29 protein-coding genes are annotated in these 22,894 nt (G+C 61.6%); 11 read left to right on the top strand and 18 right to left on the bottom strand.

The window, feature by feature from the left end:
* Window positions 1–101: 101 nt before the first annotated feature.
* The gene (locus AC2S2E_RS08115; RefSeq protein WP_476104499.1) at window positions 102–644 is read right to left on the bottom strand and encodes a J domain-containing protein; all 543 of its coding nucleotides are present in this window, start codon (window positions 642–644) and stop codon (window positions 102–104) included.
* Between the two features lie 124 nt (window positions 645–768).
* Here AC2S2E_RS08115 and AC2S2E_RS08110 point away from each other — a divergent pair, with 124 nt between their 5' ends.
* On the top strand, window positions 769–924 hold the full coding sequence (locus AC2S2E_RS08110) for a hypothetical protein (RefSeq protein ID WP_476104497.1): 156 nt from the start codon (window positions 769–771) through the stop codon (window positions 922–924).
* Window positions 925–997: 73 nt separating this feature from the next.
* Here the strand turns inward: AC2S2E_RS08110 and pal are convergent, their stop codons facing one another.
* The 13 genes from pal to hisB all read right to left on the bottom strand — a co-directional run bounded on the left by pal (window position 998) and on the right by hisB (window position 9,859).
* Window positions 998–1,537 (bottom strand): peptidoglycan-associated lipoprotein Pal, encoded by a 540-nt coding sequence (pal, locus tag AC2S2E_RS08105; protein ID WP_486524408.1) that lies wholly within the window; start codon window positions 1,535–1,537, stop codon window positions 998–1,000.
* An 81-nt stretch (window positions 1,538–1,618) separates the two neighbouring features.
* The gene (tolB, locus tag AC2S2E_RS08100; RefSeq protein WP_476104795.1) at window positions 1,619–3,010 is read right to left on the bottom strand and encodes a Tol-Pal system beta propeller repeat protein TolB; all 1,392 of its coding nucleotides are present in this window, start codon (window positions 3,008–3,010) and stop codon (window positions 1,619–1,621) included.
* A 2-nt stretch (window positions 3,011–3,012) separates the two neighbouring features.
* Entirely contained in the window at window positions 3,013–4,008 is a 996-nt protein-coding gene (locus AC2S2E_RS08095; RefSeq protein WP_486524407.1) for a hypothetical protein, read from the bottom strand.
* Between the two features lie 4 nt (window positions 4,009–4,012).
* Window positions 4,013–4,498: a biopolymer transporter ExbD gene (locus AC2S2E_RS08090; RefSeq protein ID WP_476104492.1), complete on the bottom strand. Its 486-nt coding sequence runs from the start codon at window positions 4,496–4,498 to the stop codon at window positions 4,013–4,015.
* Between the two features lie 3 nt (window positions 4,499–4,501).
* Complete coding sequence (gene tolQ, locus AC2S2E_RS08085; protein WP_476104490.1) at window positions 4,502–5,209, bottom strand: protein TolQ; 708 nt, start codon at window positions 5,207–5,209, stop codon at window positions 4,502–4,504.
* Window positions 5,206–5,715: a YbgC/FadM family acyl-CoA thioesterase gene (locus AC2S2E_RS08080; protein ID WP_486524406.1), complete on the bottom strand. Its 510-nt coding sequence runs from the start codon at window positions 5,713–5,715 to the stop codon at window positions 5,206–5,208. The genes tolQ and AC2S2E_RS08080 overlap by 4 nt, the downstream gene beginning before the upstream one ends.
* A 64-nt stretch (window positions 5,716–5,779) precedes the next feature.
* On the bottom strand, window positions 5,780–6,157 hold the full coding sequence (locus AC2S2E_RS08075; protein ID WP_476104488.1) for a histidine triad nucleotide-binding protein: 378 nt from the start codon (window positions 6,155–6,157) through the stop codon (window positions 5,780–5,782).
* Window positions 6,158–6,160: 3 nt separating this feature from the next.
* Window positions 6,161–6,505: a phosphoribosyl-ATP diphosphatase gene (locus tag AC2S2E_RS08070; RefSeq protein WP_476104486.1), complete on the bottom strand. Its 345-nt coding sequence runs from the start codon at window positions 6,503–6,505 to the stop codon at window positions 6,161–6,163.
* Window positions 6,506–6,555: 50 nt separating this feature from the next.
* Window positions 6,556–6,756 (bottom strand): hypothetical protein, encoded by a 201-nt coding sequence (locus AC2S2E_RS08065; protein ID WP_486524405.1) that lies wholly within the window; start codon window positions 6,754–6,756, stop codon window positions 6,556–6,558.
* A gap of 138 nt (window positions 6,757–6,894) precedes the next feature.
* A complete protein-coding gene (gene hisF, locus AC2S2E_RS08060) occupies window positions 6,895–7,659 on the bottom strand; it encodes an imidazole glycerol phosphate synthase subunit HisF (protein WP_476104483.1) in 765 nt (254 codons plus the stop codon).
* A 232-nt stretch (window positions 7,660–7,891) separates the two neighbouring features.
* A complete protein-coding gene (hisA, locus tag AC2S2E_RS08055) occupies window positions 7,892–8,620 on the bottom strand; it encodes a 1-(5-phosphoribosyl)-5-[(5-phosphoribosylamino)methylideneamino]imidazole-4-carboxamide isomerase (RefSeq protein WP_486524404.1) in 729 nt (242 codons plus the stop codon).
* A gap of 1 nt (window position 8,621) precedes the next feature.
* Window positions 8,622–9,242 carry an imidazole glycerol phosphate synthase subunit HisH gene (gene hisH, locus AC2S2E_RS08050; protein ID WP_486524403.1) on the bottom strand — a complete coding sequence of 207 codons (621 nt, stop codon included), beginning with the start codon at window positions 9,240–9,242 and terminating at the stop codon, window positions 8,622–8,624.
* Window positions 9,243–9,250: 8 nt separating this feature from the next.
* Window positions 9,251–9,859, bottom strand: a complete 609-nt coding sequence (gene hisB, locus AC2S2E_RS08045) for an imidazoleglycerol-phosphate dehydratase HisB (protein WP_486524402.1) — start codon at window positions 9,857–9,859, stop codon at window positions 9,251–9,253.
* A gap of 107 nt (window positions 9,860–9,966) precedes the next feature.
* Between hisB and AC2S2E_RS08040 the strand changes: the two genes are divergently transcribed.
* The 9 genes from AC2S2E_RS08040 (at window position 9,967) to AC2S2E_RS08000 (ending at window position 16,170) form a co-directional block, all read left to right on the top strand.
* Entirely contained in the window at window positions 9,967–10,464 is a 498-nt protein-coding gene (locus AC2S2E_RS08040) for an SspB family protein (RefSeq protein ID WP_476104476.1), read from the top strand.
* Between the two features lie 24 nt (window positions 10,465–10,488).
* Window positions 10,489–10,764, top strand: coding sequence for a hypothetical protein (locus AC2S2E_RS08035; RefSeq protein WP_486524401.1), 276 nt, complete (start codon window positions 10,489–10,491; stop codon window positions 10,762–10,764).
* 64 nt (window positions 10,765–10,828) lie between these two features.
* Window positions 10,829–11,509, top strand: coding sequence for a guanylate kinase (gene gmk, locus AC2S2E_RS08030; RefSeq protein ID WP_476104472.1), 681 nt, complete (start codon window positions 10,829–10,831; stop codon window positions 11,507–11,509).
* Window positions 11,510–11,803: 294 nt separating this feature from the next.
* On the top strand, window positions 11,804–12,472 hold the full coding sequence (locus AC2S2E_RS08025) for a queuosine precursor transporter (protein ID WP_476104470.1): 669 nt from the start codon (window positions 11,804–11,806) through the stop codon (window positions 12,470–12,472).
* 42 nt (window positions 12,473–12,514) lie between these two features.
* On the top strand, window positions 12,515–13,441 hold the full coding sequence (gene argB / locus AC2S2E_RS08020) for an acetylglutamate kinase (protein WP_486524400.1): 927 nt from the start codon (window positions 12,515–12,517) through the stop codon (window positions 13,439–13,441).
* 161 nt (window positions 13,442–13,602) lie between these two features.
* Window positions 13,603–13,896: a YggT family protein gene (locus tag AC2S2E_RS08015; protein WP_476104467.1), complete on the top strand. Its 294-nt coding sequence runs from the start codon at window positions 13,603–13,605 to the stop codon at window positions 13,894–13,896.
* Window positions 13,893–14,807, top strand: coding sequence for a bifunctional methylenetetrahydrofolate dehydrogenase/methenyltetrahydrofolate cyclohydrolase FolD (gene folD, locus AC2S2E_RS08010; RefSeq protein WP_486524399.1), 915 nt, complete (start codon window positions 13,893–13,895; stop codon window positions 14,805–14,807). The genes AC2S2E_RS08015 and folD overlap by 4 nt, the downstream gene beginning before the upstream one ends.
* Window positions 14,808–14,890: 83 nt before the next feature.
* The gene (locus AC2S2E_RS08005) at window positions 14,891–15,502 is read left to right on the top strand and encodes a hypothetical protein (RefSeq protein ID WP_486524398.1); all 612 of its coding nucleotides are present in this window, start codon (window positions 14,891–14,893) and stop codon (window positions 15,500–15,502) included.
* A gap of 41 nt (window positions 15,503–15,543) precedes the next feature.
* On the top strand, window positions 15,544–16,170 hold the full coding sequence (locus tag AC2S2E_RS08000) for a MarC family protein (RefSeq protein ID WP_486524397.1): 627 nt from the start codon (window positions 15,544–15,546) through the stop codon (window positions 16,168–16,170).
* A 33-nt stretch (window positions 16,171–16,203) separates the two neighbouring features.
* Here the strand turns inward: AC2S2E_RS08000 and AC2S2E_RS07995 are convergent, their stop codons facing one another.
* From AC2S2E_RS07995 to AC2S2E_RS07980, 4 genes are read right to left on the bottom strand one after another with little or no spacing between them, the layout of a single operon-like run.
* Window positions 16,204–17,553: a glycoside hydrolase family 1 protein gene (locus AC2S2E_RS07995; RefSeq protein WP_486524396.1), complete on the bottom strand. Its 1,350-nt coding sequence runs from the start codon at window positions 17,551–17,553 to the stop codon at window positions 16,204–16,206.
* On the bottom strand, window positions 17,550–17,936 hold the full coding sequence (locus AC2S2E_RS07990) for a C-glycoside deglycosidase beta subunit domain-containing protein (RefSeq protein ID WP_486524395.1): 387 nt from the start codon (window positions 17,934–17,936) through the stop codon (window positions 17,550–17,552). The genes AC2S2E_RS07995 and AC2S2E_RS07990 overlap by 4 nt, the downstream gene beginning before the upstream one ends.
* Window positions 17,936–18,937, bottom strand: a complete 1,002-nt coding sequence (locus AC2S2E_RS07985) for a sugar phosphate isomerase/epimerase family protein (protein ID WP_486524393.1) — start codon at window positions 18,935–18,937, stop codon at window positions 17,936–17,938. Before AC2S2E_RS07985 ends, AC2S2E_RS07990 begins: the two co-directional genes overlap by 1 nt.
* A gap of 5 nt (window positions 18,938–18,942) precedes the next feature.
* Entirely contained in the window at window positions 18,943–20,151 is a 1,209-nt protein-coding gene (locus AC2S2E_RS07980; protein WP_486524392.1) for an MFS transporter, read from the bottom strand.
* Window positions 20,152–20,680: 529 nt separating this feature from the next.
* Here AC2S2E_RS07980 and AC2S2E_RS07975 point away from each other — a divergent pair.
* On the top strand, window positions 20,681–22,894 hold the full coding sequence (locus tag AC2S2E_RS07975) for a TonB-dependent receptor (RefSeq protein ID WP_486524391.1): 2,214 nt from the start codon (window positions 20,681–20,683) through the stop codon (window positions 22,892–22,894).

Here is a 22,894-nt window from a genome sequence, read left to right as displayed (position 1 = left end):
CCCTTTGGCGGGGGCATCATGCCATAGTGTCGGGGCGCGGCAAGAGGCGGGCATGGCGCATTTCGGCGTAAGGATGGGAGGCATAAAGCCCCCTCGCCCGATTATATATTGCTGCCCCTCCACTGACGCCGATCTTCGGCCGCGCGCAGCACTTCATAGGCCAGTTGCAGCTTGCGGAAAGCCTTGGCGGCCTCCTCGTCATTGGGGCGCACGTCGGGGTGGACTTCCTTGGCCTTGGTCCGCCACGCCTTTTTGATCGCGTCAAAATCGGCGTCGCTGTCCAGCTCCAGAACTTCGAGCGCGCGCATCTCGTCGCGGCTGCGCGTGCCGTCGCCCGAACCCGTCCATCCATAATAGGACGATTCGCGATAACCGGCGTTGGTCTGCTGCTCGGCCTTTTCGCGCGACTCGGCTTCTTCTTTGTCCAACCCCGCGAAATAGTCCCAGCCCGAATTATATTCGGCGGCGTGAGTCTGGCAAAAATACCAGCGTTCAGGGCTGTTGGGCGATTTGGGCGCGGGGCAATTGCCCGGTTCACTGCACCCTGCCCTGTCGCACAGACGCACCTGCGCGGCCTCGCGTGCGCTTTCATAGCCACGCCAGCGCGGGAATCCCCAGTCTGATGATCGACCTGCTCTAGCCATCCGCGTTTACTGGCAAATGCGGGCGATCAGCGCAAGTGGCAGGTGGCATTGACCTTCCTTGCACCGCCGCCATTGCCGCTATGTCGCATTGCAATCACAGGCAAATTCCCATATGCGCAACGCCATGAGCCGCCAACTTGCCTTTGCCAGCATGATCGCCATTGCCGCCAGCGCGGCCTGCGCTTTAATGGCGCCGGTGACGGCATCGGGCATGGACAATGCCCAAACACACCACCGTTTGATGGCCATGTTTGATCGCGCGCCCGCCTTTTTGCGCTAACGCCATCAAAAACAAAACCCCGCCACCGGATTGCTACGGCGCGGGGTCTTGCATGGCACGCTAGGCGCGGCGATCAGTCGATCGTGACCGTCACAGCGCGGCGGTTCTTCGCCCATGCTTCTTCGGTCGAAGCCGGATCGACCGGACGTTCCTTGCCATAGCTGACCGTGGTCAGGCGCGAGGCATCGACGCCCAGGCTGACCAGGAACGCCTTGGCCGAATTGGCTCGGCGTTCGCCAAGGGCAAGGTTGTAATCGCGGGTGCCGCGTTCGTCGGCGTGACCTTCGATGGTCGCCTTCTTGGCGGGATACTTCAACAGCCAGCCGGCCTGAACGCGCAGGATATCGGCCGAGATCTGATCGATGTCATACTTGTCCAGCGCAAAGTGGATGGTGTCGCGACCATTGACCGAGGCCAAGAAGTCGGCCTGCGAACCGGGCGTCGGGCCGCTGGGCATGGCGGGCGCGGGGGCCGGGGTCGTGGTGGCAACCGGCGGGCCGGGTTCGGGCGGCAACTGCGCAGGCGGCTTGGGCGAACAAGCCGAAAGAGCCAGTGCACTAACACTGACAAGTACGCCCGCGCTCAGCAGGCGAGTATTGAGCATGGAGGGCATCGTGTCTTCTCCTTGATGATAGGGACAGTCTAACTGGTCCCCCCCGTAAATCAAAGCACAGTATTTTCAGTCAATCCGCCCTTACTGACGAACCGGACCCCATGACGGGTCAGAACCATCAACCGGCGTGGGCAAACGCCTTTCATTCCGCCCCGTCAGATCCACTTGCCAGATGCTTGTGTGACCTGTCCCCTTTTCGGTGCGGAAGAACTGGATAATGCGGCCATTAGGCGCCCATGTCGGCGCTTCATCCTGCCACGCATTGGTCAGATAGCGCATCCCGCTGCCATCGACATTCATCACCGCCACGCGCAGATTGCCCACGATATGGGTAAAGGCGATCTGATCGCCGCGCGGGCTCCATTCGGGCGTGGCCGCGCGGCCGCCGAAAAAGCTGATGCGGTGCTGGTTGCTGCCGTCGGCATTCATCACATAGATCTGCTGGCTGCCGCCGCGGTCGCTTTCGAACACGATCTTGCTGCCGTCGGGCGAATAGGACCCGCCCACATTGATCCCCGGTGTTTCGGTCAGCTTCTGGCTGATCCCGCCCTGCGCCGACACGCGATAGATATTCGTGTTGCCCGCCGATGCCATCGAATACAGGATCCACTTGCCATCGGGCGACCAGCGCGGCGCAAAGGCCGGGCTGCCCGGCTCGGCGATCATCTTTTGGCTCGCACTTTCCACGTCATAGACGTAGATGCGCGGGCGGCCATTCAGATAGGACAGATAGACGATCTTGCGATAATCGGGCGAGAAACGCGGGGTCAGCGCCATGGCCTGACCGGTCGTGATAAAGCGGTGGTTCGCCCCGTCGCTGTCCATGATGGCCAGACGCTTCATCCGGTGATCTTTAGGCCCGGTTTCGGCAATATAGGCAATGCGGCTGTCAAAGAACGGGCTTTCACCCGACAGGCGCGAATAGACCGTATCGGCGCATTTATGCGCGGCCCGGCGCCAGTCGCCCGGCGGCAATTCCCACGTCGCCTTGACCAATTGCTGTTTCAGGCTGACGTCATAGAGATAGCAGCCCACCACCAGATTGCCGTTGCTGGCCGCCGAGACGCTGCCATGGACCAGCATTTCGGCCCCGCGCGTGCTCCACGTCGGGAAATCGGGCGTCAGCACCTGAATGATCGGAATGGGGGGCAGGCTGTTCGGCCCGGTGGGCTTGAACAGGCCGTTGTTTTTCAGATCGCCCGTAATCACCTCAGCAATCGCGCGGCCCACCTGTGCGGTGCTGCCCGCGCTGGCGGCGGTGGGCACGTCGGCATTGGTGGCGAAACTGGGGATGGCGATGCCCAAACTTTGCCAAGCGGTGTCATCCGACACGGTGCCGGTCAACACGCCATTGTCCTGTGCCGGGGCGGGCGTCTGCGTCACCATCGGCGCCGGAGCGATTGTCTGAGCCCCCAGATTGCCCGCGCCAAACAGCGCAGCACCAGCCAGAAGCCCGCAAGAAATTTTACGCATCATCATTGGGACAGGTTCCTGTCAAAACGCCATTGCACATGTTTCCATGCTTCATAGAGATCGGGCGGCAGAGGAAAAGGTGCCGCAAGTTTGACGGCACGGATCGCATTTTCCCGATGCAGTCCGGCCTGCGGGCGGTTGCTGGCGGTCACGCCTTCCTGACGGACCACCGTGACCGGCCCGGCCAAAGTGCCATCCGGGTTCAGGTCAAAGGCCAGAATCGTCACCAACTGGTCGGTTTCCACCCCTTGCGGCACGCGCCAATGGGGCTTCAACTGGCGGCTGATCGCGCCCGACAGCGCGGCCTTGACCCCCGGCCCGATGGCGGCGGCGGCGGGCGCCTGCGCCTTGCCCGCCGGGCTGGTGCCAAAGCCTTTGAGGAAATCGACGCCGATGCGGCTGCCGCCTGCCTGCTTGTTGGTGGCGGGCTTGGCCGCTTCGCTCTTGCTGACAGGGGCCTTGGCGCCGCGCGATGCCGCGATGGCCGCCGAGATCGGATCAACCTTGGCGGGGGCGGGCTTGGTTGGTGCGGGCTTGGCCACCGGCTGGGGCTTGGGCGGAACCGGCTTGGGCGGCACCGGCTTAGGCTGCGGCGAGGGCTTGGGCGGCGCGGGCTGCGGTTTCGGCGGCGCGGGTTTGGGAACCGGCTGCGCAATGGGCTTGGGCTGGGGCGCGGGCGGCACGGGCGCGGGTTTGGGCACCGGAACCGGCGCGGGCACGGGTGCCGGCTGCGGTTCCGGGGCCGACATAGGCTGGGCCTCACCCAATTGCGGGGCCAGGTCGGGCGCGGCCTCCTCCCTGCTGGTCGACATGGCTTCCTTGGCCACATCATCGGCCAGCGTCACCTGCATCCGCTGCGGGCGGGGCAAAGGCGGGCTGGCCGGTTGCAGCGCCAGAACCGCGACCAGCGCCACATGGCCCACCACCGCGACGCCAAGGCCGATGGCCTCACCCCGGCTCAGGCCCTTGCGGCTGGTATAGGTTTGCGCGACCCCCATGGGTTCAAGGCTTCTCGGCCACAGGTGACGCTGTCGGCGAGGCGGCCGGGGCTTGGCCGCCCGCCACCGTCACCAGCGAGATGGCGGTGATCCCGGCGCGGTTCAATTCACCCATCACGCCCACCACGCGGCCATAATCCAGCGCCTTGTCCGCGCGCAGCGTCACCAGCGGCATTTGCCCATCGGCCCCACGCGGCAATGCGCCCATGCGCTCACCCAGTTCTCCGGGCGACAATTCATCATCGTCCAGAAACACCCGGCCAGTCGCGTCCATCGAAATCGTCACCTGTTTGGGCGTCTGATCCAGCGGTTTGGCGCGGCTGTCGGGCAGAGTGATCGGAATGCCCGCCTTCATCAGCGGCGCGGTCACCATGAAAATGACCAGCAGCACCAACATCACGTCGACCAGCGGCGTGACGTTGATTTCGGCCATGGGCGCGCGCCCGCCCCGCCCTTTCCGCTTGGAAAATTTATGGATGCCCATCGCCATGGATCAAAGCCCGTCCAGTTCGCGAGACAGGCTCGCGTGGAAACGGTCGGCAAAGCGTTGCAGGCGCGATTCAAAGCCGTTCACCACATGCGAATAGCGGTTGTAACCGATCACCGCCGGAATGGCCGCAAACAGGCCGATGGCCGTGGCGAACAGCGCCTCGGAAATGCCGGGTGCAACGACCGAGAGCGAGGAGTTCTGCTGCTGGCCGATCTGGAAAAAGCTGTTCATGATGCCCCAGACCGTGCCGAACAGGCCGACAAAAGGCGCCACCGAACCCACCGTCGCCAGAAAGTTCAGGCGGTCGGCCAGAGATTCCGCCTCGGCCGCCACGACATTGTCCATCACCGAGGCGAGGCGTTCACGCGCCCCCGAACGGTCGATCTTGCCCGTAGCCGAACGGCGCCATTCGGCCAATGCCGCGCTAACCACCTTGGCGACGGGCAGGTCGGCATTCTTGCCGCCGCCGCGTTCGGCCTGAAACGCATCAATATCGCGCGACTTCCAGAATTCGGCCTCATAGCTTTCCGACTGGCGACGCAGAGCGGCCATGCGGAAGCCAAAGGACAACAGGATCGTCCACACCCAGACGCTGGCCAGAACCAGACCGCCCATCACCACCCGCACGACAATGTCGGCATCGAGGAACAGCTTGACGGGATCAAGATGAGTAGAGCCGGCAGCAGCGGCAAGCAGGTCGAGGTCGGTCATGAGGTTCCCGGTTGGTTGGGGCTTGGATCGGTTGACGCCGGATCGAACCCGGCAAGGAATTGGGCAAAGGCGGACCGCCACGGCGCGGGCTGTCGGCGCGGGCGACCATCGGGGCCGACAAACCCGACCCGCACGGACGCCTGCGCCAGCAGCGGGCCTTTCTGAACACCCGATCGCCTGAACGCTGCTTGAACCAGACGGACGCTGGCCGCGCCCAGTTCTTCAAGGCGGGTTTCGATCAGCACATCATCGTCAAGGCGCGCAGGCGCGGCATAGCGGACGTTCATTTCGGCCACCGCATAGGCGCCCCCGCCCGCTTCATGCACGGCGCGTTGATCCACCGACAGCAGGCGCAACATGTCCGACCGCGCCCGTTCGAACCAGCGCAGATAGTTGGCGTGATAGACAACGCCGGACAGATCGGTGTCTTCAAAATAGGCGCGCACCGCATAGAGATGCACAGGCCCATCGAAGCAGCCGGAAGGGGAGGAAGGCAGCGCGTTCATAATTGTCGCTGAATCTAGCCCGCACATGCAGCTAAGAGCAAGTGACGCCTGCGAATAAACCGGTTTATGCCGGAATCATGCGCCCCAACGGTTTGCCGCCAAAGAGGTGAACATGCAGATGTGGCACTTCCTGCCCTCCATCCACGCCGATATTGGCCAACATGCGGTAACCCGGCGCCACCAGACCCAGTTCGCGCGCGACATGGCCGACGGCGCGAACGAATCCGGCAATCTCATCCGCCGGAGCCTTGGCCGAGAAATCATCCCATGACACATAGGCCCCCTTGGGGATCACCAGCACATGCACCGGCGCCTGGGGCGCGATGTCGTGAAAGGCCAGCGAGAACTCGTCCTCATAGACCTTCTTCGCCGGAATCTCGCCGCGCAGGATGCGGGCAAAAATGTTGTTGTCGTCATAGGCGAGCGTGGGATCGATCGGCATGGCTTAGTCTCCCTTGCGGCTGGCTTTTTCGACAATCCCGCTCACGCCTTCGCGGCGGTCAAGTTCGGCGGCGATGTCGGCCAGCGTGATCCCCTTGGCGCGCAGCAGGACCAGCAGGTGGAAGATCAGATCCGCGCTTTCGCCAATCAGTCCGTCGCGATCATCGGCCATGGCGGCAATCACCGCCTCAACGGCCTCCTCACCCACTTTCTGGGCAATCTTGGGCACGCCGCGCGCGTTCAGTTTCGCCACATAGGAGGAGGAAGGATCGGCGGCGGCACGCTGGGCAATGGTGGTTTCAAGCCGGGCCAGCGTGGCCAGTGGATCATGACGGACTGTATCGTTCATGGCGCCAGCGATGGAGCGCGCCGCGCGCCGCGTCAAGCCCGGATGGCGGATCAGGCCGTTGCGGGGGTTTCTGCGTCAGCCTTGCGGACATGGCTGCTGCCGCGATAGCCCAGCATCAGACCGGCCAGCCCCAGCGCCGCCATGGCCATGTTCGACGAGGTCAGGCCCGAAAGCCCGTGCGATTCCAGCATGGGTTGCACCAGCATCGCGCCAATCAGCATCAAGGCTGCAAGATTAAGAAACAGACGCATGGGACACTCCTGATTAATCAAATTGATTAATGCAGGATGCGTGCCAACGGCATAATTGCCTGAATTTACGGCCTTAAAATATTAACCACGATGGCGGATTGGTAAAAATTCCGACAGCTTCCGTTAACCCTTTGCCTGTCAATTGCCCCGCGCCGGCAATCCTGCCGCCCGCAGCGCGCCATGCGCCTGCGCAATCGAATGTTTACCAAAGTGGAAGATGCTGGCCGCCAGCACGGCGCTCGCATGGCCCTTGGTCACACCTTCGACCAGATGGTCGAGATTGCCCACGCCGCCGCTGGCGATGACAGGAATTCCGACACTGTCGGCAATTTTGCGCGTCAGTTCGAGGTCATAGCCATTCTGGGTGCCGTCGCCGTCCATGCTGGTGACCAGCAATTCGCCCGCGCCCAATTCGGTCAGGCGCACCGCATGCTCGATCGCATCAATGCCGGTGGCCTTGCGCCCGCCATGGGTGAAAATCTCCCATTTGCCCGGAGCCACGCGGCGCGCGTCGACGCTGGCCACGATGCACTGGCTGCCGAACTTCTCGGCAATGTCGCGCACGACTTCGGGGCGGCTGACGGCGGCGCTGTTGACCGCCACCTTGTCCGCGCCCGCCAGCAACAGCGCGCGCGCATCCTCGGCGCTGCGCACGCCCCCGCCCACGGTCAGCGGCATGAAGCAGACCTCGGCCGTGCGGCGCACCACGTCGAGCAGCGTCCCGCGCCCTTCATGGCTGGCGGAAATGTCGAGGAAGCACAATTCATCCGCGCCCGCCGCGTCATAGGCCCGCGCCTGCTCCACCGGATCGCCCGCATCGATCAGGTCGACAAAGTTCACGCCCTTCACCACGCGGCCATCGCGGACGTCGAGGCAGGGAATTACGCGGATACGAACGGTCATGTCTTTTGCCTCCGGCGGGCAAAGGGTCAGCGACCCTTTGCAATCCCGTTTTGGGGTGGCGCTCCATCGCAGACGGAATGCCGCTATATTACAGCCTGCGGCGCGGCGAAGGAGCGCCAAAAGCGCCGCAGGCTTTACAATTCAAACGGCGCGTCCGACACCATAGGCAGAACCCGACGCGCAACGCAGACAGTCATGGGAGCGCGAGGGTCTAGACCCTCGCATCCATCCCTTACTCTTTCGAAGCCATCGCAATCGCCGCGGCCAGATCGAGCTTACCCTCAAACAGCGCGCGACCGGTGATCACACCCTCGATCCCATCCTCGGCATGGAGCGCGAGCAACCGGATATCATCCAGCCCCTTAACCCCGCCGGACGCGATCACGGGAATATCGACACGCCGCGCCAGATCAACGGTCGCCTCGATATTGGCACCTTTGAGCAAACCATCGCGGCCAATGTCGGTGAAGAGCAGCGAGGCCACGCCCGCATCCTCAAACCGGCGGGCAAGGTCCACCACGGCCACATCCGACACATCGGCCCAGCCCTGCGTCGCGACGAAACCATCGCGCGCGTCAACGGCCACGACGATGCCGCCGGGGAACTCCTTGGCCATGTCCTTGACGAATTCGGGGTCTTTCAGCGCGGCGGTGCCCATCACCACGCGCGACACGCCCAGATTGAACCAGCCTTCGACCGATTCGCGCGTGCGGATGCCGCCGCCCAATTGCACATGGCCTTCAAAGCTGTGCAGGATCGCCTCGACCGCCTCGCGGTTTTCCGCGCGGCCCGCAAACGAACCGTCCAGATCGACCACATGCAGGAACTGGCTGCCCGCAGCGGCAAAAATCTGCGCCTGCGCGGCGGGGTTGTCGCCATAGACGGTGGCGCGCGCCATATCGCCCTCGGCAAGGCGGACAACCTGACCACCCTTGAGGTCGATGGCGGGAAATACGATCATCTTACGGTTTCCATGTCAGAAAGCGGGAGAGCAGGTCCAGCCCGTAGGACTGGCTCTTTTCCGGGTGAAATTGCACTCCAAGGATATTGTCGCGCCCGACGGCGGCGGTCACGCCCCCGCCATGGTCGGTCATGGCCACGACATGGTGACCATCATCGGCGACATATTCATAGGAGTGCAGGAAATAGGCCTCACCCGCCTCGATCAGCGGCGCGTGGGGTTTCACGCCCACATCGTTCCATCCCATATGCGGGATCTTGATAGAGGGGTCGGCGCGCTCGATCAGGCGCACTTCGCCCGGAATCCAGCCAAGCCCCTCGGTGATGCCATGCTCAACCCCGCGCGTGGCCAGCAATTGCATGCCCACGCAAATGCCAAGGAAAGGCGCCTCGCCCACCAGCACGCGCTCTTCCATCGCGGCAACAAGGCCGGGGATCGAACGCAGCCCTTGCGCGCAGGATTTGAACGAACCCACGCCGGGCAGGACGACGCGGTCGGCGGCGCGCACCACATCAGGGTCGGCGGTGATCTTCACCCCTTCGGCCCCGGCGGCCTTCAACGCATTGGCCACCGAATGCAGGTTGCCCGCGCCATAATCGATGAGGGCCAGAACCTCAGACATAACGCACCTCAGTCATTCAGCGACCCATCGCCCAGCAAGCCCTTGGTCGAAGGCACCGCCCCGCCCTTGCGCGGGTCCAGTTCGACCGCCGTGCGCAAAGCGCGGGCAAGGCCCTTATAGATGCCCTCGATGATGTGATGGTTGTTCTGGCCATACAGCACTTCGATATGCAGCGTGATGCCGGCGGCCTGAGCAAAGGAATGGAACCAGTGCTCGAACAATTCGGTGTCCATCTCGCCCAGCTTGTGGACGGTGAAACCAGCCTTCCACACCAGCCACGGACGGCCCGAAATGTCGAGTGCCACGCGGGCCAGCGCCTCGTCCATCGGCGAGTAAACCTGACCATAGCGGCCAATCCCGGCCTTGTCGCCCAGCGCGGCGGCAACGGCCTGACCGATGGCGATGCCGCAATCCTCGACCGTGTGGTGCTGGTCCACATGCAGGTCACCCTTGATCTTCACGGTCATGTCGATCAGCGAGTGGCGCGACAATTGCTCCACCATATGGTCCAGAAAGCCGATGCCTGTCGAGACATCATACTTCCCCGATCCATCGAGGTTCACTTCCACGAGAATATCTGTCTCGTGCGTCTTGCGGGCGATACGGGCGGTGCGCATGGCGCTGCCTATATACCCGACGGCGAAGCGATCAATAGGTTTCAGAGCGCAAGTTGCACGCATATCCCCCCTTGACCCGCCACGCGGCACACGCCACTTGGGTGCGCATGATTGATGACACGCCCGACAGCCTGATCCCCTATGACGAAATCGTGCAGGAAGCGCTGCGCGCCGTGGTGGGCCGTGTGCTCGGCCAGGTGGCGAATACCGGCGGCACCTTGCCGGGGAATCACCATTTTTACATCACGTTCAAGACGCAGGCCCCCGGCGTGGACATCCCCGCCCATCTCAAGGCCCGCTTTCCCGACGAGATGACCATCGTTCTTCAGAACAAGTTCTGGGAACTTATTGTGGCCGACGATCATTTCTCTGTCGGGCTTACCTTTAACCAGGTGCCCGCCACATTGGTGATTCCGTTTGCCGCGATCACCGCTTTTGTGGACCCTGCGGTCGATTTCGGCCTGCAGTTCCAAGCCGCGGTGGAGGATCTTGAGCCCGAACCGTATGATCAGGCTGAAAACGACTCGCCCGACAGCGAGCCGCCCATCGCGACCAGCGAGGATGGTTCGAACGTGGTGACGGTGGATTTCGGTCGCAAGAAATAAGGGCAATTGCCCGAGGAGTGTTCTATGGCCAGTTCCGCAATTTCGAACATCATCCGCAAAAACGGGCAATCCTTCATCACCAAAGCCATCGATTCGGTGGTCACCAATGGCAAGGGCGGCAGCTCCGCCCTCTCCTTGCCCAGCAAGATCGCCGGTGTGGCGCTGACCCGGATCGCGATGCGTTCGGTGCCGGGCGCCATTATCGTGGGCGGTGTGCTGCTGGCCAAGCATTTGCATGATGCGAAGAAAGACAAGGCCAAGGCCGAAGCAACCCCGGCGCCCACGCCCAAAACATCCTGATTTTCCGCCAAGCGCGCGATCAGCTTCCTCTTGATCGCGCGCCGATGTTGCGGCATCGGGCGACATGGCTCCTGAATCGCACGATCTTCATCACTCCGACCATCACCACCCCGACCTGCATCGTCGCGGGTTGATGTTCATCCTGTCCAGCCCGTCCGGCACCGGCAAGACAACCATTGCCCGCCGCCTGCTGGCCGAAGATCATGCGATCAACCCTTCGGTATCCGCCACAACCCGCGCGCCCCGCCCCGGCGAGGTCGATGGCGTCGATTACTTCTTCGTGTCGCAGGAAGAATTCGACCGCATGGCGGAAAACGACGAATTCTATGAATGGGCCGAGGTTTTCGGCAATTGCTATGGCACGCCCAAGGCCCACATCCGCGCCGGGCTGAAACACGGCAAGGACTTTCTGTTTGACATCGATTGGCAGGGTACGCAGCAGCTCTATCAAAAGGATGCGCAAGACGTTGTCCGCGTCTTCCTCCTGCCGCCCAGCATCGAGGAACTGCACCGCCGCCTGTCCGGTCGCGGCACCGACAGCGCCGAAGTCATCGCCGGACGCATGGACCGCGCCCGCGCCGAAATCAGCCACTGGGACGCCTATGATTATGTCGTCGTCAATGAAGACCTCGACGAATGCTATGAGCAGGTAAAGCTGATTCTGGCCTCGGAACGGTTGCGGCGCAAGCGTCAGACCGGGCTGATCCCCTTTGTGCGCGGGTTGTTGCGGACGAAACATGGGTGAGTGAAGAGATGCCTCTGGCGGGCAAAGGGACTGGCCCCTTTGCAATCCCATTACCGGGGTGGCGCAGGATTGGCCGCTTTGCGGTTAAGTCGAAGCTTTGAAGGCCTGAGGCGCGGCGATTTCATGCCTGAATGCGCCGCAGGCTTTAATATCAACCATCGCGTCCGACAGCTTTCACCGCCACCTTGGCGCAACGCCGACAGTATAGGGATTGCAAAGGGCCATCGCCCTTTGCCCGCCGGAGGCACCGCTCCCCCTCTTGCGCCCCCAAAACCACCCCGCTAAACCCCTGTAATGAACCAGCCACAATCCGCGCCCAACATCCCGCTTTCGCTTTTCGCAGGCGCCCTGCTCTATGGGGGCCTGTGTGTTCTGGCGGGCGTTTTGGGGACCAAGATCGCCGATCTTGGCACATGGCCTTTGCTGGGCAATCTGGCGGTGGAGAGCGGGATTTTCGCCTTCCTCATTCTGGTCGTCCTGGCCAGCGCGACGGCGGAGTTGCATGGCACGGCCACGGCCAACAAACTGGTTCGCTTTGGCTTTGTGCCGCTGATCGTGTCGATGGCGCTGTTGATGATCGTCATCCACGCCGTGCCGCCCGCCCCGTTCTGGACCGATCAGGCCGCCTTTGCCCATTTGTTGGGTCAGGGCGCGCGGATGCAATTTGCCGGGCTTTGCTCCTATGGCACATCGCAAACTCTCAACGTCTATGTATTCTCGCGGCTGGCGGCGGGGCGCGATGGTAAATTGCTGTGGATGCGCGCATGGCTGGCCAGTTTGCTCAGTCAGGTGGTCGATACGCTGATCTTCATCACCATCAGCTTTTACGGCGTGCTCGACCTTGGTCCGTTGATGAAGGGTCAGATCATTTCCAAGCTGGTGCTCTCCACCATCATGGTTCCGCCGCTGATCTATCTGTTTGTCGCGCTTGGGCGCTGGCTTGATGGCGCGCGTCGGGCGTAAAAAACACTTCTATTCCGGCAAAAGCGCGGTAAACGGCGCCCCATGACCGAAACCCCGCATCTCGATTCTAACGCATCCCTGCTCGCCAAAGCCGAAACGCTGATTGAGGCCCTGCCCTATCTCAAGCGTTACGAAGGGCGCACTTTCGTCGTGAAATATGGCGGCCACGCCATGGGCGACCCCGCGCTGGCGCAGGATTTTGCCGAGGATATCGTGCTCTTGAAGGCCGTGGGCATCAACCCCGTGGTCGTCCATGGCGGCGGGCCTCAGATTGGCCGGATGCTCAAGGCTCTGGGCATCGAATCGCAATTCATCAACGGGTTGCGCGTGACCGACAAGGCCACCGCCGAAGTGGCCGAAATGGTCCTGTCGGGCGCAATCAACAAGGAACTGGTCAGCTGGATCAGCAAGGCGGGCGGCAAGGCCGTCGGCATTTCCGGCAAGGATGGCGCTCTGGTCACGGCCCGCAAGGTCGAGGCGCAAAAGCTGGGCAAGGCGATCGAAGACCCCGACAGCGGCGAGGCCATCGTGGTGGACCTTGGCTATGTGGGCGAGCCCGATCATATCGACACCTCGATCCTTGAAACCCTGTCGAGCGCCGGCCTGATCCCGGTCATCGCCCCCATCGCAGTGGGCCATGACGGCGAAACCTATAACATCAACGCCGACACGATGGCGGGCGCGATTGCCGCCGCGATTGGTGCCGCGCGCCTGTTCCTGCTGACCGACGTTCCGGGCGTGCTGGACAAGGACAAGAACCTGCTGACCGACCTGACGCCCGCCGATATCGAGACGTTGGCGCAAGACGGCACGATCAGCGGCGGCATGATTCCCAAGCTGGCCACCTGCACCCATGCGGTTGAGGCAGGTTGTGAAGCAGCCGTCGTGCTGGATGGCCGCGTCCCTCACGCCATGTTGCTGGAATTCTTCACCAGCAAGGGCGCAGGCACGCTGATCCGCAAGGCATAACGGGCATTTTGCGAAGTTTTGCAGGAATCCACTGCAAGCCTATTCTTACGCTCTTGCCAAATTTGTAAGTAACACTTACAAACCTTCCTCAGCGCTCCGGTTGCGCGCGTGGCTTTGCTCGGCTAGGTCACGCGCTCTGCCATTGGGAGAGGAAGCGCCCCGTGATTAACGAAGTGATTATCCCCATTCTGCTGTTGTTGGCCGATATCGTGTCAACGGCCGTTCTGGTGCAAGTCGTTCTCGGGCTGCTGATCGCCTTCAATGTCGTGAACCTGCATAATCCGCTGGTTTCGGGCATCTGGCAGGCGCTCAACGCGATTCTGGAGCCGCTCTTGAGGCCGATCCGGCGGGTAATGCCGAACACCGGCTTTCTTGACCTATCGCCGATGGCGCTGCTGGTGCTGATTCGCATCGTCATCATCTTGCTGGTTTACATTGGGAATCATTACGGATGAGCGAGAACAAAGTAATCGACGGGAAGGAATTTGCTGAACGGCTTCGCACGCGCATCGGCGTGCTGGCGGGTGAATTCGAGGCAAAGGCTGGTCGCAAGGCGGGTCTGGCCGTGGTGCTGGTGGGCGAAGATCCGGCCAGCCAGGTCTATGTGTCCTCCAAGGGCAAGCAGACCGTCGCCGCGGGCATGAACAGCTTTGAATACAAGCTGGCGGCGGATGCCACGGAGGCCGAATTGCTGGCCGTGGTGGAAAAGCTCAACGCCGATCCGGCCGTCGATGGCATTCTGGTTCAGCTCCCCCTGCCCCGTCACATGGACGAGCAGAAGGTGATCGCCACCATCGACCCGGACAAGGATGTCGATGGTTTCCACGTCACCAATGCGGGCCGTCTGGCCGTGGGTCAGGCCGGTTATGTGCCCTGCACCCCGCTGGGCTGTCTGATGCTGCTCGAAGATCGTCTGGGTGATCTCAAGGGCCTGAACGCGGTTGTGATCGGGCGGTCGAACATTGTGGGCAAGCCCATGGCGCAACTGCTGCTCTCGGCCAATTGCACCGTCACCATCGCGCATCGTTACACCCAAAATCTGGCCGATATCGTGCGGCGCAGCGACATTGTTGTGGCCGCCGTTGGCGTGCCCGAAATGGTCAAGGGCGACTGGATCAAGCCGGGCGCGACCGTGATTGACGTTGGCATCAACCGCCTGCCCCCCGCCGAAGGCAAAACCAAGGGCCGGATCGTGGGCGATGTGGATTATCAAGGCGCGGTTCAGGTGGCGGGCGCCATCACTCCGGTGCCGGGCGGCGTTGGCCCCATGACGATTGCGGTTCTGCTGCGCAATGCGCTGGTGGCCGCTTATGCGCATGAAGGTCTGGCGCTGGCCACGGCGGATCTGCCGGAGCATTCGATCTGATGACAAAGCCCGCCTTTCTTGCAAAATTTGGAAGGCGGGCTTTGCCTGCATTGACGGTGACGGCATTACTGTGCGCCCCCGCCATGGCCCAGCGCCCACCCAAGGGCATGGCCACGATGTTCGCCCTGCCCAGCGACATTATCGCGCGCGAAATCGGCTTTGCCCGCGCCGTGCGGGACAAGGGCCAATGGAACGCCTTTCGCGACCATGCCGCCCCCGACGCACAAATGTTCGACGGCGACAAGGTCGTGCGCGTGCAGGACTTTGCCCGAAGCCAGCGTAATCCCGCCCAGCCGCTGCAATGGCAGGTCCACAATGTCTGGATGAGCTGTGACGGGGCGACGGCGATTTCCTATGGCGGATGGCAACAGGGCGCGGCCCATGGCTGGTTTTCGACCATTTGGCAGCGTCAGAAGAAGGGCCAGTATCTCTTCGTTCTGGATCAGGGCGGCGTGACCGAAAAACCAATGGCCGAACCCGAATGGGCCGAAGCCAAAGTGGCCGAATGCGGGCCGCGCGGGCAAAAGGCGCTGGAGTTTACGCCCATCGCGGCCGGCGAATATCTGTCGGGGGAAAGCAGCGATCACTCGATCGAATGGAAAACCTCGGCCCGGCCCGATGGCACGCGTGATTATAGCGTCAGCGTGAAGATCGGGAACAAGATGACCACGGTCCTCGAACGCTCTTCAAGATAGCCCCCCTTTCGCCGGCCTGCGGGCTGGGTTAAGAGTGGGTCATGCTTGAACTTTTCATCTCCACCTTCGCCACATTGTTTGTGGTGATCGATCCGGTTGGCTGCGCGCCAATTTATGGCGGGTTGACGGCCAACTATACACCGCAGGCCGCGCGCAGCACCGCCATCCGCGCCAGTTTCATCGCCAGCGTGATCCTGATCACCTTTGCCCTGTTCGGCAAAGGGTTGCTGGCCGCGCTGGGGATTGAGCTGAATGCGTTCCGCATCGCGGGCGGGATGATGCTGTTCCTGATCGCGCTGGAAATGGTGTTTGAAAAGCGGACCCAGCGGCGCGAGGAAAGGCTCGAAAAGGTCAAGCACACGCCCGAACCCCATGAAGACATCAGCGTTTTCCCCATGGCCATGCCGATGATCGCGGGGCCGGGATCGATCGCCACGGTCATGCTGATGATGGGCCATGCCACCGACCGGACGGGCGCGGCGGTTGTTCTGGCCGCGTTGATCAGCGTTCTTTTGCTGACGGGCCTTGCCTTGCTGGCCGCCGGGCCGATCATGCGCCTGTTGGGCAGCCGGGTCGAAGCGGTGATCACCCGCGTTCTGGGCGTGCTGCTGGGGGCGCTGGCAGTGCAATATGTGATTGACGGGGTGCGCGGGGTTCTGGGGCATTAAGCCCAAAACCCCGCCCCAAAACCCCGCAAACCATCAAACCGAATTGGCGCGCGCAATCCGGCCAAGCACCCCGGCGCTGGGCTTGGGGGTGCGCTTGAACGTAGTGCGGTCCAGTTCGCACAGGCCAAAACGGATGCGATAGCCAAACACCCATTCGTAATTGTCGATCAGGCTCCAGTGGCAATAGCCGATTACGGGCACGCCATCATCCATCGCCTTTTTGAGTTCTGTCAGCGCTGCAGAGATCAGGTTGGCGCGGATTTCATCATGCTCGCTGCCCACACCATGTTCGGTCACCATGATCGGCAGGCCGGTCTGCGCATAGGCATAGCGCGCCACGCCCGCCAGCGATGGCGGATAGACCTCGGCGCCCATCGTGTTGGTGACGGCACCGGGCGGATTGGGCAGCTTGCCTTTATCGGTCCAGACGCTGCGTTCGTAATTCTGGATGCCCAGGAAATCGCAATCACTCTTGGCCAGACGCAGCCAATCGCCATAGAAATGCTCACGCTTTGCATCGCGCAGGCTGACCGCGCCCTTGGGCAAATTGGGCGCCGCCTGTTCATCCAGCATGGCAAGGCTGACGCCCACAGGCAGATCGCCCCGCACCGCCTTGATCGCGGCACGGCCCAGACGGTGGCCTTCGAGCAGATGCCTTTGCGTGCCGGCGCCATCGGGCGTGTAGAGCGGGTTGCCCGGTTGATAGAGCGCCACGCCCAAAGCCTTGGCGGCGGCCTCCACCATCGCCTTGTCCGCGCCCAGAAAATCGCCGGGCAGCAATTCGCCCAGCTTGCCCGACAGGTTCGGCTCATTCAGCGTTGTGGCATAGGCGATGCCGCCCGCCAGATGGCGCGCCGCGCGGTCGCAATAGCGTGCGAAAAGCGCAGGCGCATCATCTCCATGCCAACCGCCCAGCGCGGCAAACCAACGCGGCGTGGTGAAATGGTTGAAGGTGACGACCGGCGTGATGCCGCGCGCGTGGCACCCCTCGATCATCGCCTTGTAATGATCGAGCATGGCGATGGAGAACTGGCCCTGCTCCGGTTCGATCCGCGCCCATTCAAGGCTGAAGCGATAGGTGTTCAAACCAAGGCTTTTGACCAGATCGAGATCGGTCTCCCACAACAGAAAACTGTTGGCTGCGTCCCCGGAAGGTTCGGCATAGACAGTGGGTTTCATATGTTCGAGAAACCACACGTCAGAGGAGGTATTGTTGCCCTCCACCTGATGTGCCGCCGTGGCCGCGCCCCAAAGGAAGCCCTTGGGGAAAGCCGGGTTGAACGGCTTTCCCTTGCCTGCGGCGTGCAGGGCCCCGCCTAGCGTCGAGGATGCCGCTGTGGAAAGGGCAACCGTCGCGCCCAGCATGGCCCTGCGGTCGATCACAGGCTGATCACCTTTTCATCATTGTTGAAGGACGGGAACGGCATATACGAAATACGCAGCCGTTGTTGCAGCGAGAGCTTGTGCTCGCCCTTGGGGAAGCCACCCGGCAGCGCCACCATGATCGTCGCGGGCGCGCCAAAGGGCCAGCGGCGGTAAAAGGCCGTTTCCATCTGATCCAACGTCAACGGACCGGGGCCTTCATCAAACGTGATGGCTTCGCGCGGCAAAGCTTCACCGTCGATGGAGACTTTCAGATCCTCAACCATCGACAGACCAAGGCCGCGATAATAGCCCAGCTTTGTCGTGAAGGAAAAGCCGGTGGGAGCGTCCGCTGGGCCGGTATTGGCAACGGTTGCGGGGTCAATGATATATTTGTCAAACATTACGCAAACTCCGCTTCCGCCTTGGCGATCAGGCGTTCGAACATCACATGCTGGCGGCGGACCTGTTCGCGGCTGTCGACTTCATGCACGTCCTGAATCCAGCGGTTGCCTTCATATTCGGACGAAAGCGTGCCTTCCCAGCCCGCCTTGACCAGCGCCGGAATCACCTCGTCATAGGCGATGGCAGGGTCCGTGCAGTCCTCGTTCATTTCATAGAACTTGGCCTGAATATGGCGGAAATAAGGGGCGTAATCGCCGATCCGCTTGGGGTTGGCATAGGGGGCGTGGCGCAGGGTTTCGGCCATGGCAACCTCGGCCTTGTTGCCCTGCATCTTAACGGCGACTTCAAAGATAGTGTATTCGCACATCACCTTCTGCTCGTGCTGCTCGACGATAAAGTCGCAGACTTCGGGGCGGGCGCCCTGGCGTTCGAAACGGGCGCGGAAGGCGGGCGGGTAATGCTTCATGAAAATGCCCATGTCGGGCAGGATGCCAAGATGCTTGGTCTGAAGGCGATCGGCCACCTCGATCGTGCGCAGGATCCATGCATGTTCCAGATGCCATGGCGCATGGACCTCGACCCCCATATGCACGTCCAGCTTTTCGGCTACGGCCACGCATTTTTCGAGGATGTCGGGGCGCACAAAGATCAGGATGCGCATGTTTTTGATGCCAAGCCGGTTGCACAGGATCAGGTCGCGATGGATGCTTTCGACCTGTTCCTCGTCGCTCATCAGGCGGTCCTTGCGGCGCTTGGTGTCGAGGAACATGTCATAACAGGTGAAATGCGCATCATGGCGGGCCAGCATATCGCGCCATTCGCCCACCTGCGCATCACTGATGTTCGGGAAAGTCGGCATATTCTGTTCGGGCAGGATTTCGATGCCCGGCGCGCCGATCTGCGCGCCAAAGGCCACGCAATCCTCGACGCTCATTTTGCCAAGGAACATCTCTTCCTGAAAGCTGTAGAGGCTGATGCCCCGTTTGATTTTCGATGTCATGATTTTCACGCTCCGGTGGGGGCGGTTTCGCGCCCCGAAACAACAATCAGCACCAGCACGGCGGACACGAGGCCAAACACCCCCGCCGCCACAAAGGCGCCCTGCATATGGCCGAAATGTTCGCGCAGCAGGCTGACCAGCAGCGGCGAGGTGAATTGGCCGAAAAAGAAACAGGCGGTCCAGATGCCCATCCCGCGCCCGCGATGGGCAAAGGGCAAATGGTTCTGCGCCCAAGCGACAAGGCAGGGAACCGCCATGCCCGCGCCGGTTTGCTGAATGGCCATGCCCACCAACATGCCGCGCCAGTCATGGATCAGCCCGATGATGACCAGCCCCGCGCCCAACAGCCCAAAGAGCGTGAACAATTGCCAGCGCGGCCCAAACTTGCCCGTGAACCAGAACAGCCCCGCGCCCGCCATCACAAACAGGCTGGGGACCGTGGTCAAACGGCCGATCGTGGCCGAATCCCTGACCCCGATTTCCTGCCACACAATGCCGCCATTGATAATGAACACGTAATAGAGCGCGCTGCCCAGCAGCGTCACGCCCGCATAGGTCAGTACGTTGCGCCATGGGAAAGGCTCACCCCCTTCGTCCATGCCCAGCATTTTGCGCGCCGTCTCGTCGCTGTCCGGTTCATAGAGGAAAAGCGCGCTGGCCAGAAAAGCCGGAAAACCGATGGCATAGACAAGGAAGATGCCATTCCAACGCACCGCCGTCAGATAGCCGGAGAGCAGGATCACCGCGCTGCCCAAAACCGGTCCGGCAAGGCCCTGAATGGTCAGCCAGAAACGGCGGTCCTTGGCGTCCCAATAATCCCCCACCAGCGTGTTCAGCGTGGTCAGGATCGCGGCTTCGGCCACGCCCAAGGCAAGGCGTGAGGCATAGATCTGGTCAATCGAGTCAAGAAAAAAGGGCGCAACGCCGACAAAGCCATAGAGCGCCGTCGACACCAGCAGCAATTTGCGACGCCCGAATTTATCGACCAGAAAACCGGCAAACAGCGCCAGCAAGGCAATGGTCAGGCCCGGCGCGGAAACCATCGCGGGCACTTTGGCAATCGCGGCCGGATCGCGCGCGGCGAAATGATCGATGATCGCGGGCACAGCCGGAAACATCGAAACAATCGCCACAATGGGCAAAAAGGCAACCGTCACCAACGTGATGCCTTGCGCTGCACCGGCTTTGCGCGGTGCCTGGGAATGGACGCTCAAGACTCTCTCCCGATTGCGGACTGACCATGGCCGTCGCATAATTTATTTAGAACTCTTATTCTGAAATCTAAATGGGGGCTCGTGCTTTTGTCAAGGCGATGATTGTCGCGACCTTGGAAATCGGCATGGCTGGAACAGGATCATGGGCCGATTCGAGGGCGCAAACGCACTGATCGCCAAGCCATCAATTCCATTTATGAAACAGGGCAAAGCATAGTGCATGATTCGACGGATGATTGCGCGAAAATGGCCATAAATTACGCAAATGCGAGCATTCCGAGCAGATGCAGCGATAGTTGTTTTCGATAAAAAACCATCACGCTGCTCTATTGGTTTTCGCGGAAAAAACGGGCGATCGGGCAAGTCGGCGTATCGCCCTCCACCCTGCAAACCACCTTTGTGTTGCACACCCGCAACGGTGGCCATAGCGATCCATATTGACAGGCCGCAGAAACGCTCATTATCTAGAACAATAGTTTTAATTTTGTAAGAGCGCCGAAGTCATTTCGGCCCATCAGGGAGAATTGCCATGAATCGCGGTCTTGCCGCAGCGCTTTGCGCATCCGTCAGCATGCTTGCCATCCCGGCCTTTGCCGCCGAGCAAGCCCCCGCCGCCGAATCGCCCAAATCTGCGGGCCTGTCGGAAATCGTCGTCACCGCATCGCGCGTGGAAACCTCATCGCAAAAGACGCCCATCGCGCTGACCGTCTATTCCGGCACAGATCTGGCCGCCAAGGGCGTGTCGAACATGCAGGCCCTGTCCAGCATTGACGCCAGCCTGAACATCACCAGCAACACCGGCGCCGCCTATGTCGCGGTGCGCGGCATTGCCTCGACCGACACCACCGAAACCGGCGACCCGTCGGTGCCGATTGCGCGCGATGGTTTCTACACCAACCGCTCGTTCAACATCCAATCATCGATGTATGACGTCGCCCGTGTCGAAGTGCTCAAAGGCCCGCAAGGCACGCTTAACGGTCGCAATTCGACCGGCGGTCTTGTCTCGATCATCACCAATCGCCCGACCAACCGCAACGAGGGCTATGTCAGCCTGGGCACCGGCAATTACAATGCCTTCGACGCCGATGCCGGGGTCAACTGGGCCGCATCGGACAAGGTTCAATTGCGCGCATCGGGCACCTATCACTCGCATGATGGCTATCGCAACCTGACCGGCATTTATAACGGCACCCCCTTGCGCGGCGATGACCAAAAGGTCGGGTCGGGCCGCATTCAGGGCGTTTGGAAACCGCTCGACGGGCTCAAGCTCTGGGCGTCCTATCAGCATGACGAGATCGACAATGTCGGCGACGTGACAATGGATTCGACCATCGCCGTGCGCCCCGATTTCGGCAATGCGCGCAGCTTTGCCAATACCGCGCCGACCATGACGCGCCTGACCGCGGACCGTGTCCGTTGGGAAGCGGTCTATGACGCCCTGCCCGCCGGCCTCTCGCTGATCTACGCCGGCGGTTATGACAAGAGCAGCTTCCGCCACCGCACCGACGCTACCGGCCCGGTCTATCCGGCGGTGCGCCAATTTGTTCAGGCCGAAGACCCCACGACATGGAACCATGAAGTGCGCCTGTCGAACAATGCCAACAGCCGCCTGTTCTTCCAATTGGGCTGGTTCAATTTCAAGGAAGACAACATCATCAATTCGGGCCTGTACAATGTGCAGATGACCGGATTGTTCGCCCCGGGCGGCCCGCTGGCCGCGATGGGACAGCCGGACCGCTATGGCATCAAGTTCGATTACAACATCGCTACCAAGTCGAACGCGATATTCGGACAGATCGCCTATCGCATCAATGATCAAGTCAAGCTCACACTGGGCGCCCGCAACACCTGGGACAGCAAATTCCGCACGGGCAATGCGGTGCTGTTCCTGCCCGCTCTGGCCAGCCCATTTGCCCCGGCCATGTCCATCATCACCCCCGGCAACGGCAATATGAACAGCAGCGAGCCGACCTATCACGTCGGCCTTGATTATCAGGTCACCCCGCGCAGCCTCGTCTATGCCAAGTTTGACACCGGCTATAAGGCGGGCGGTTTCAACTCGAACGGATCGGCCGCCTCGGTTTCCTATGAACCGGAAAAGCTGTCGGCATGGGAAGTGGGGACCAAGAACCGCTTCCTCGACAACAATTTGCAGGTGAATGCGGCAGCCTTCTATTTCGACTATCGCGGCTATCAGGCCTCGCGCAGCACCGATGCGCTGTCGGGCGGTTCGGGCATTTTCAACGTCGGTTCGGCCAAGATCATGGGCGCCGAATTGCAGACGATCGCGCTGGTCCATGGCTTCCGCCTCGACAGCAATATCGCTCTGCTCCACACCGAATTTGGCAAGGGCATTTCGGTGCGTGACGGAGCGGGCACCACCCGCGACATCAGCGGCCACAAATTGCCAAACGCGCCCGGTTTCGTCGCCACCTTTGGCGTGGAAAAGGCGGTTGAGGCCGGGTTCGGCACGTTCACCCCGCGTATCGACGGCAAATATTCCTCGTCCTTCTATTATGACGTGTTCAACGACACCGACACGCGTTCGAACGCCTATGTCACGGGCAATGCCTCGATCAATTTCAAACCCGCCCACGGCAATTGGCAGATTGACGCCTTTATCCGCAACTTCACCGACAAGGTCGTTCTGGCCAATGCCGGGCGCAACTATGTGGCGAACAAGAACACCTATCAGTTCCAGCCACCGCGCACTTTCGGCATTCGCGGCAGCCTGAAATTCTGA

It is taken from the genome of Novosphingobium sp. 550D, from assembly GCF_057401885.1.
This window is presented reverse-complemented; position numbering and strand designations above follow the sequence as displayed.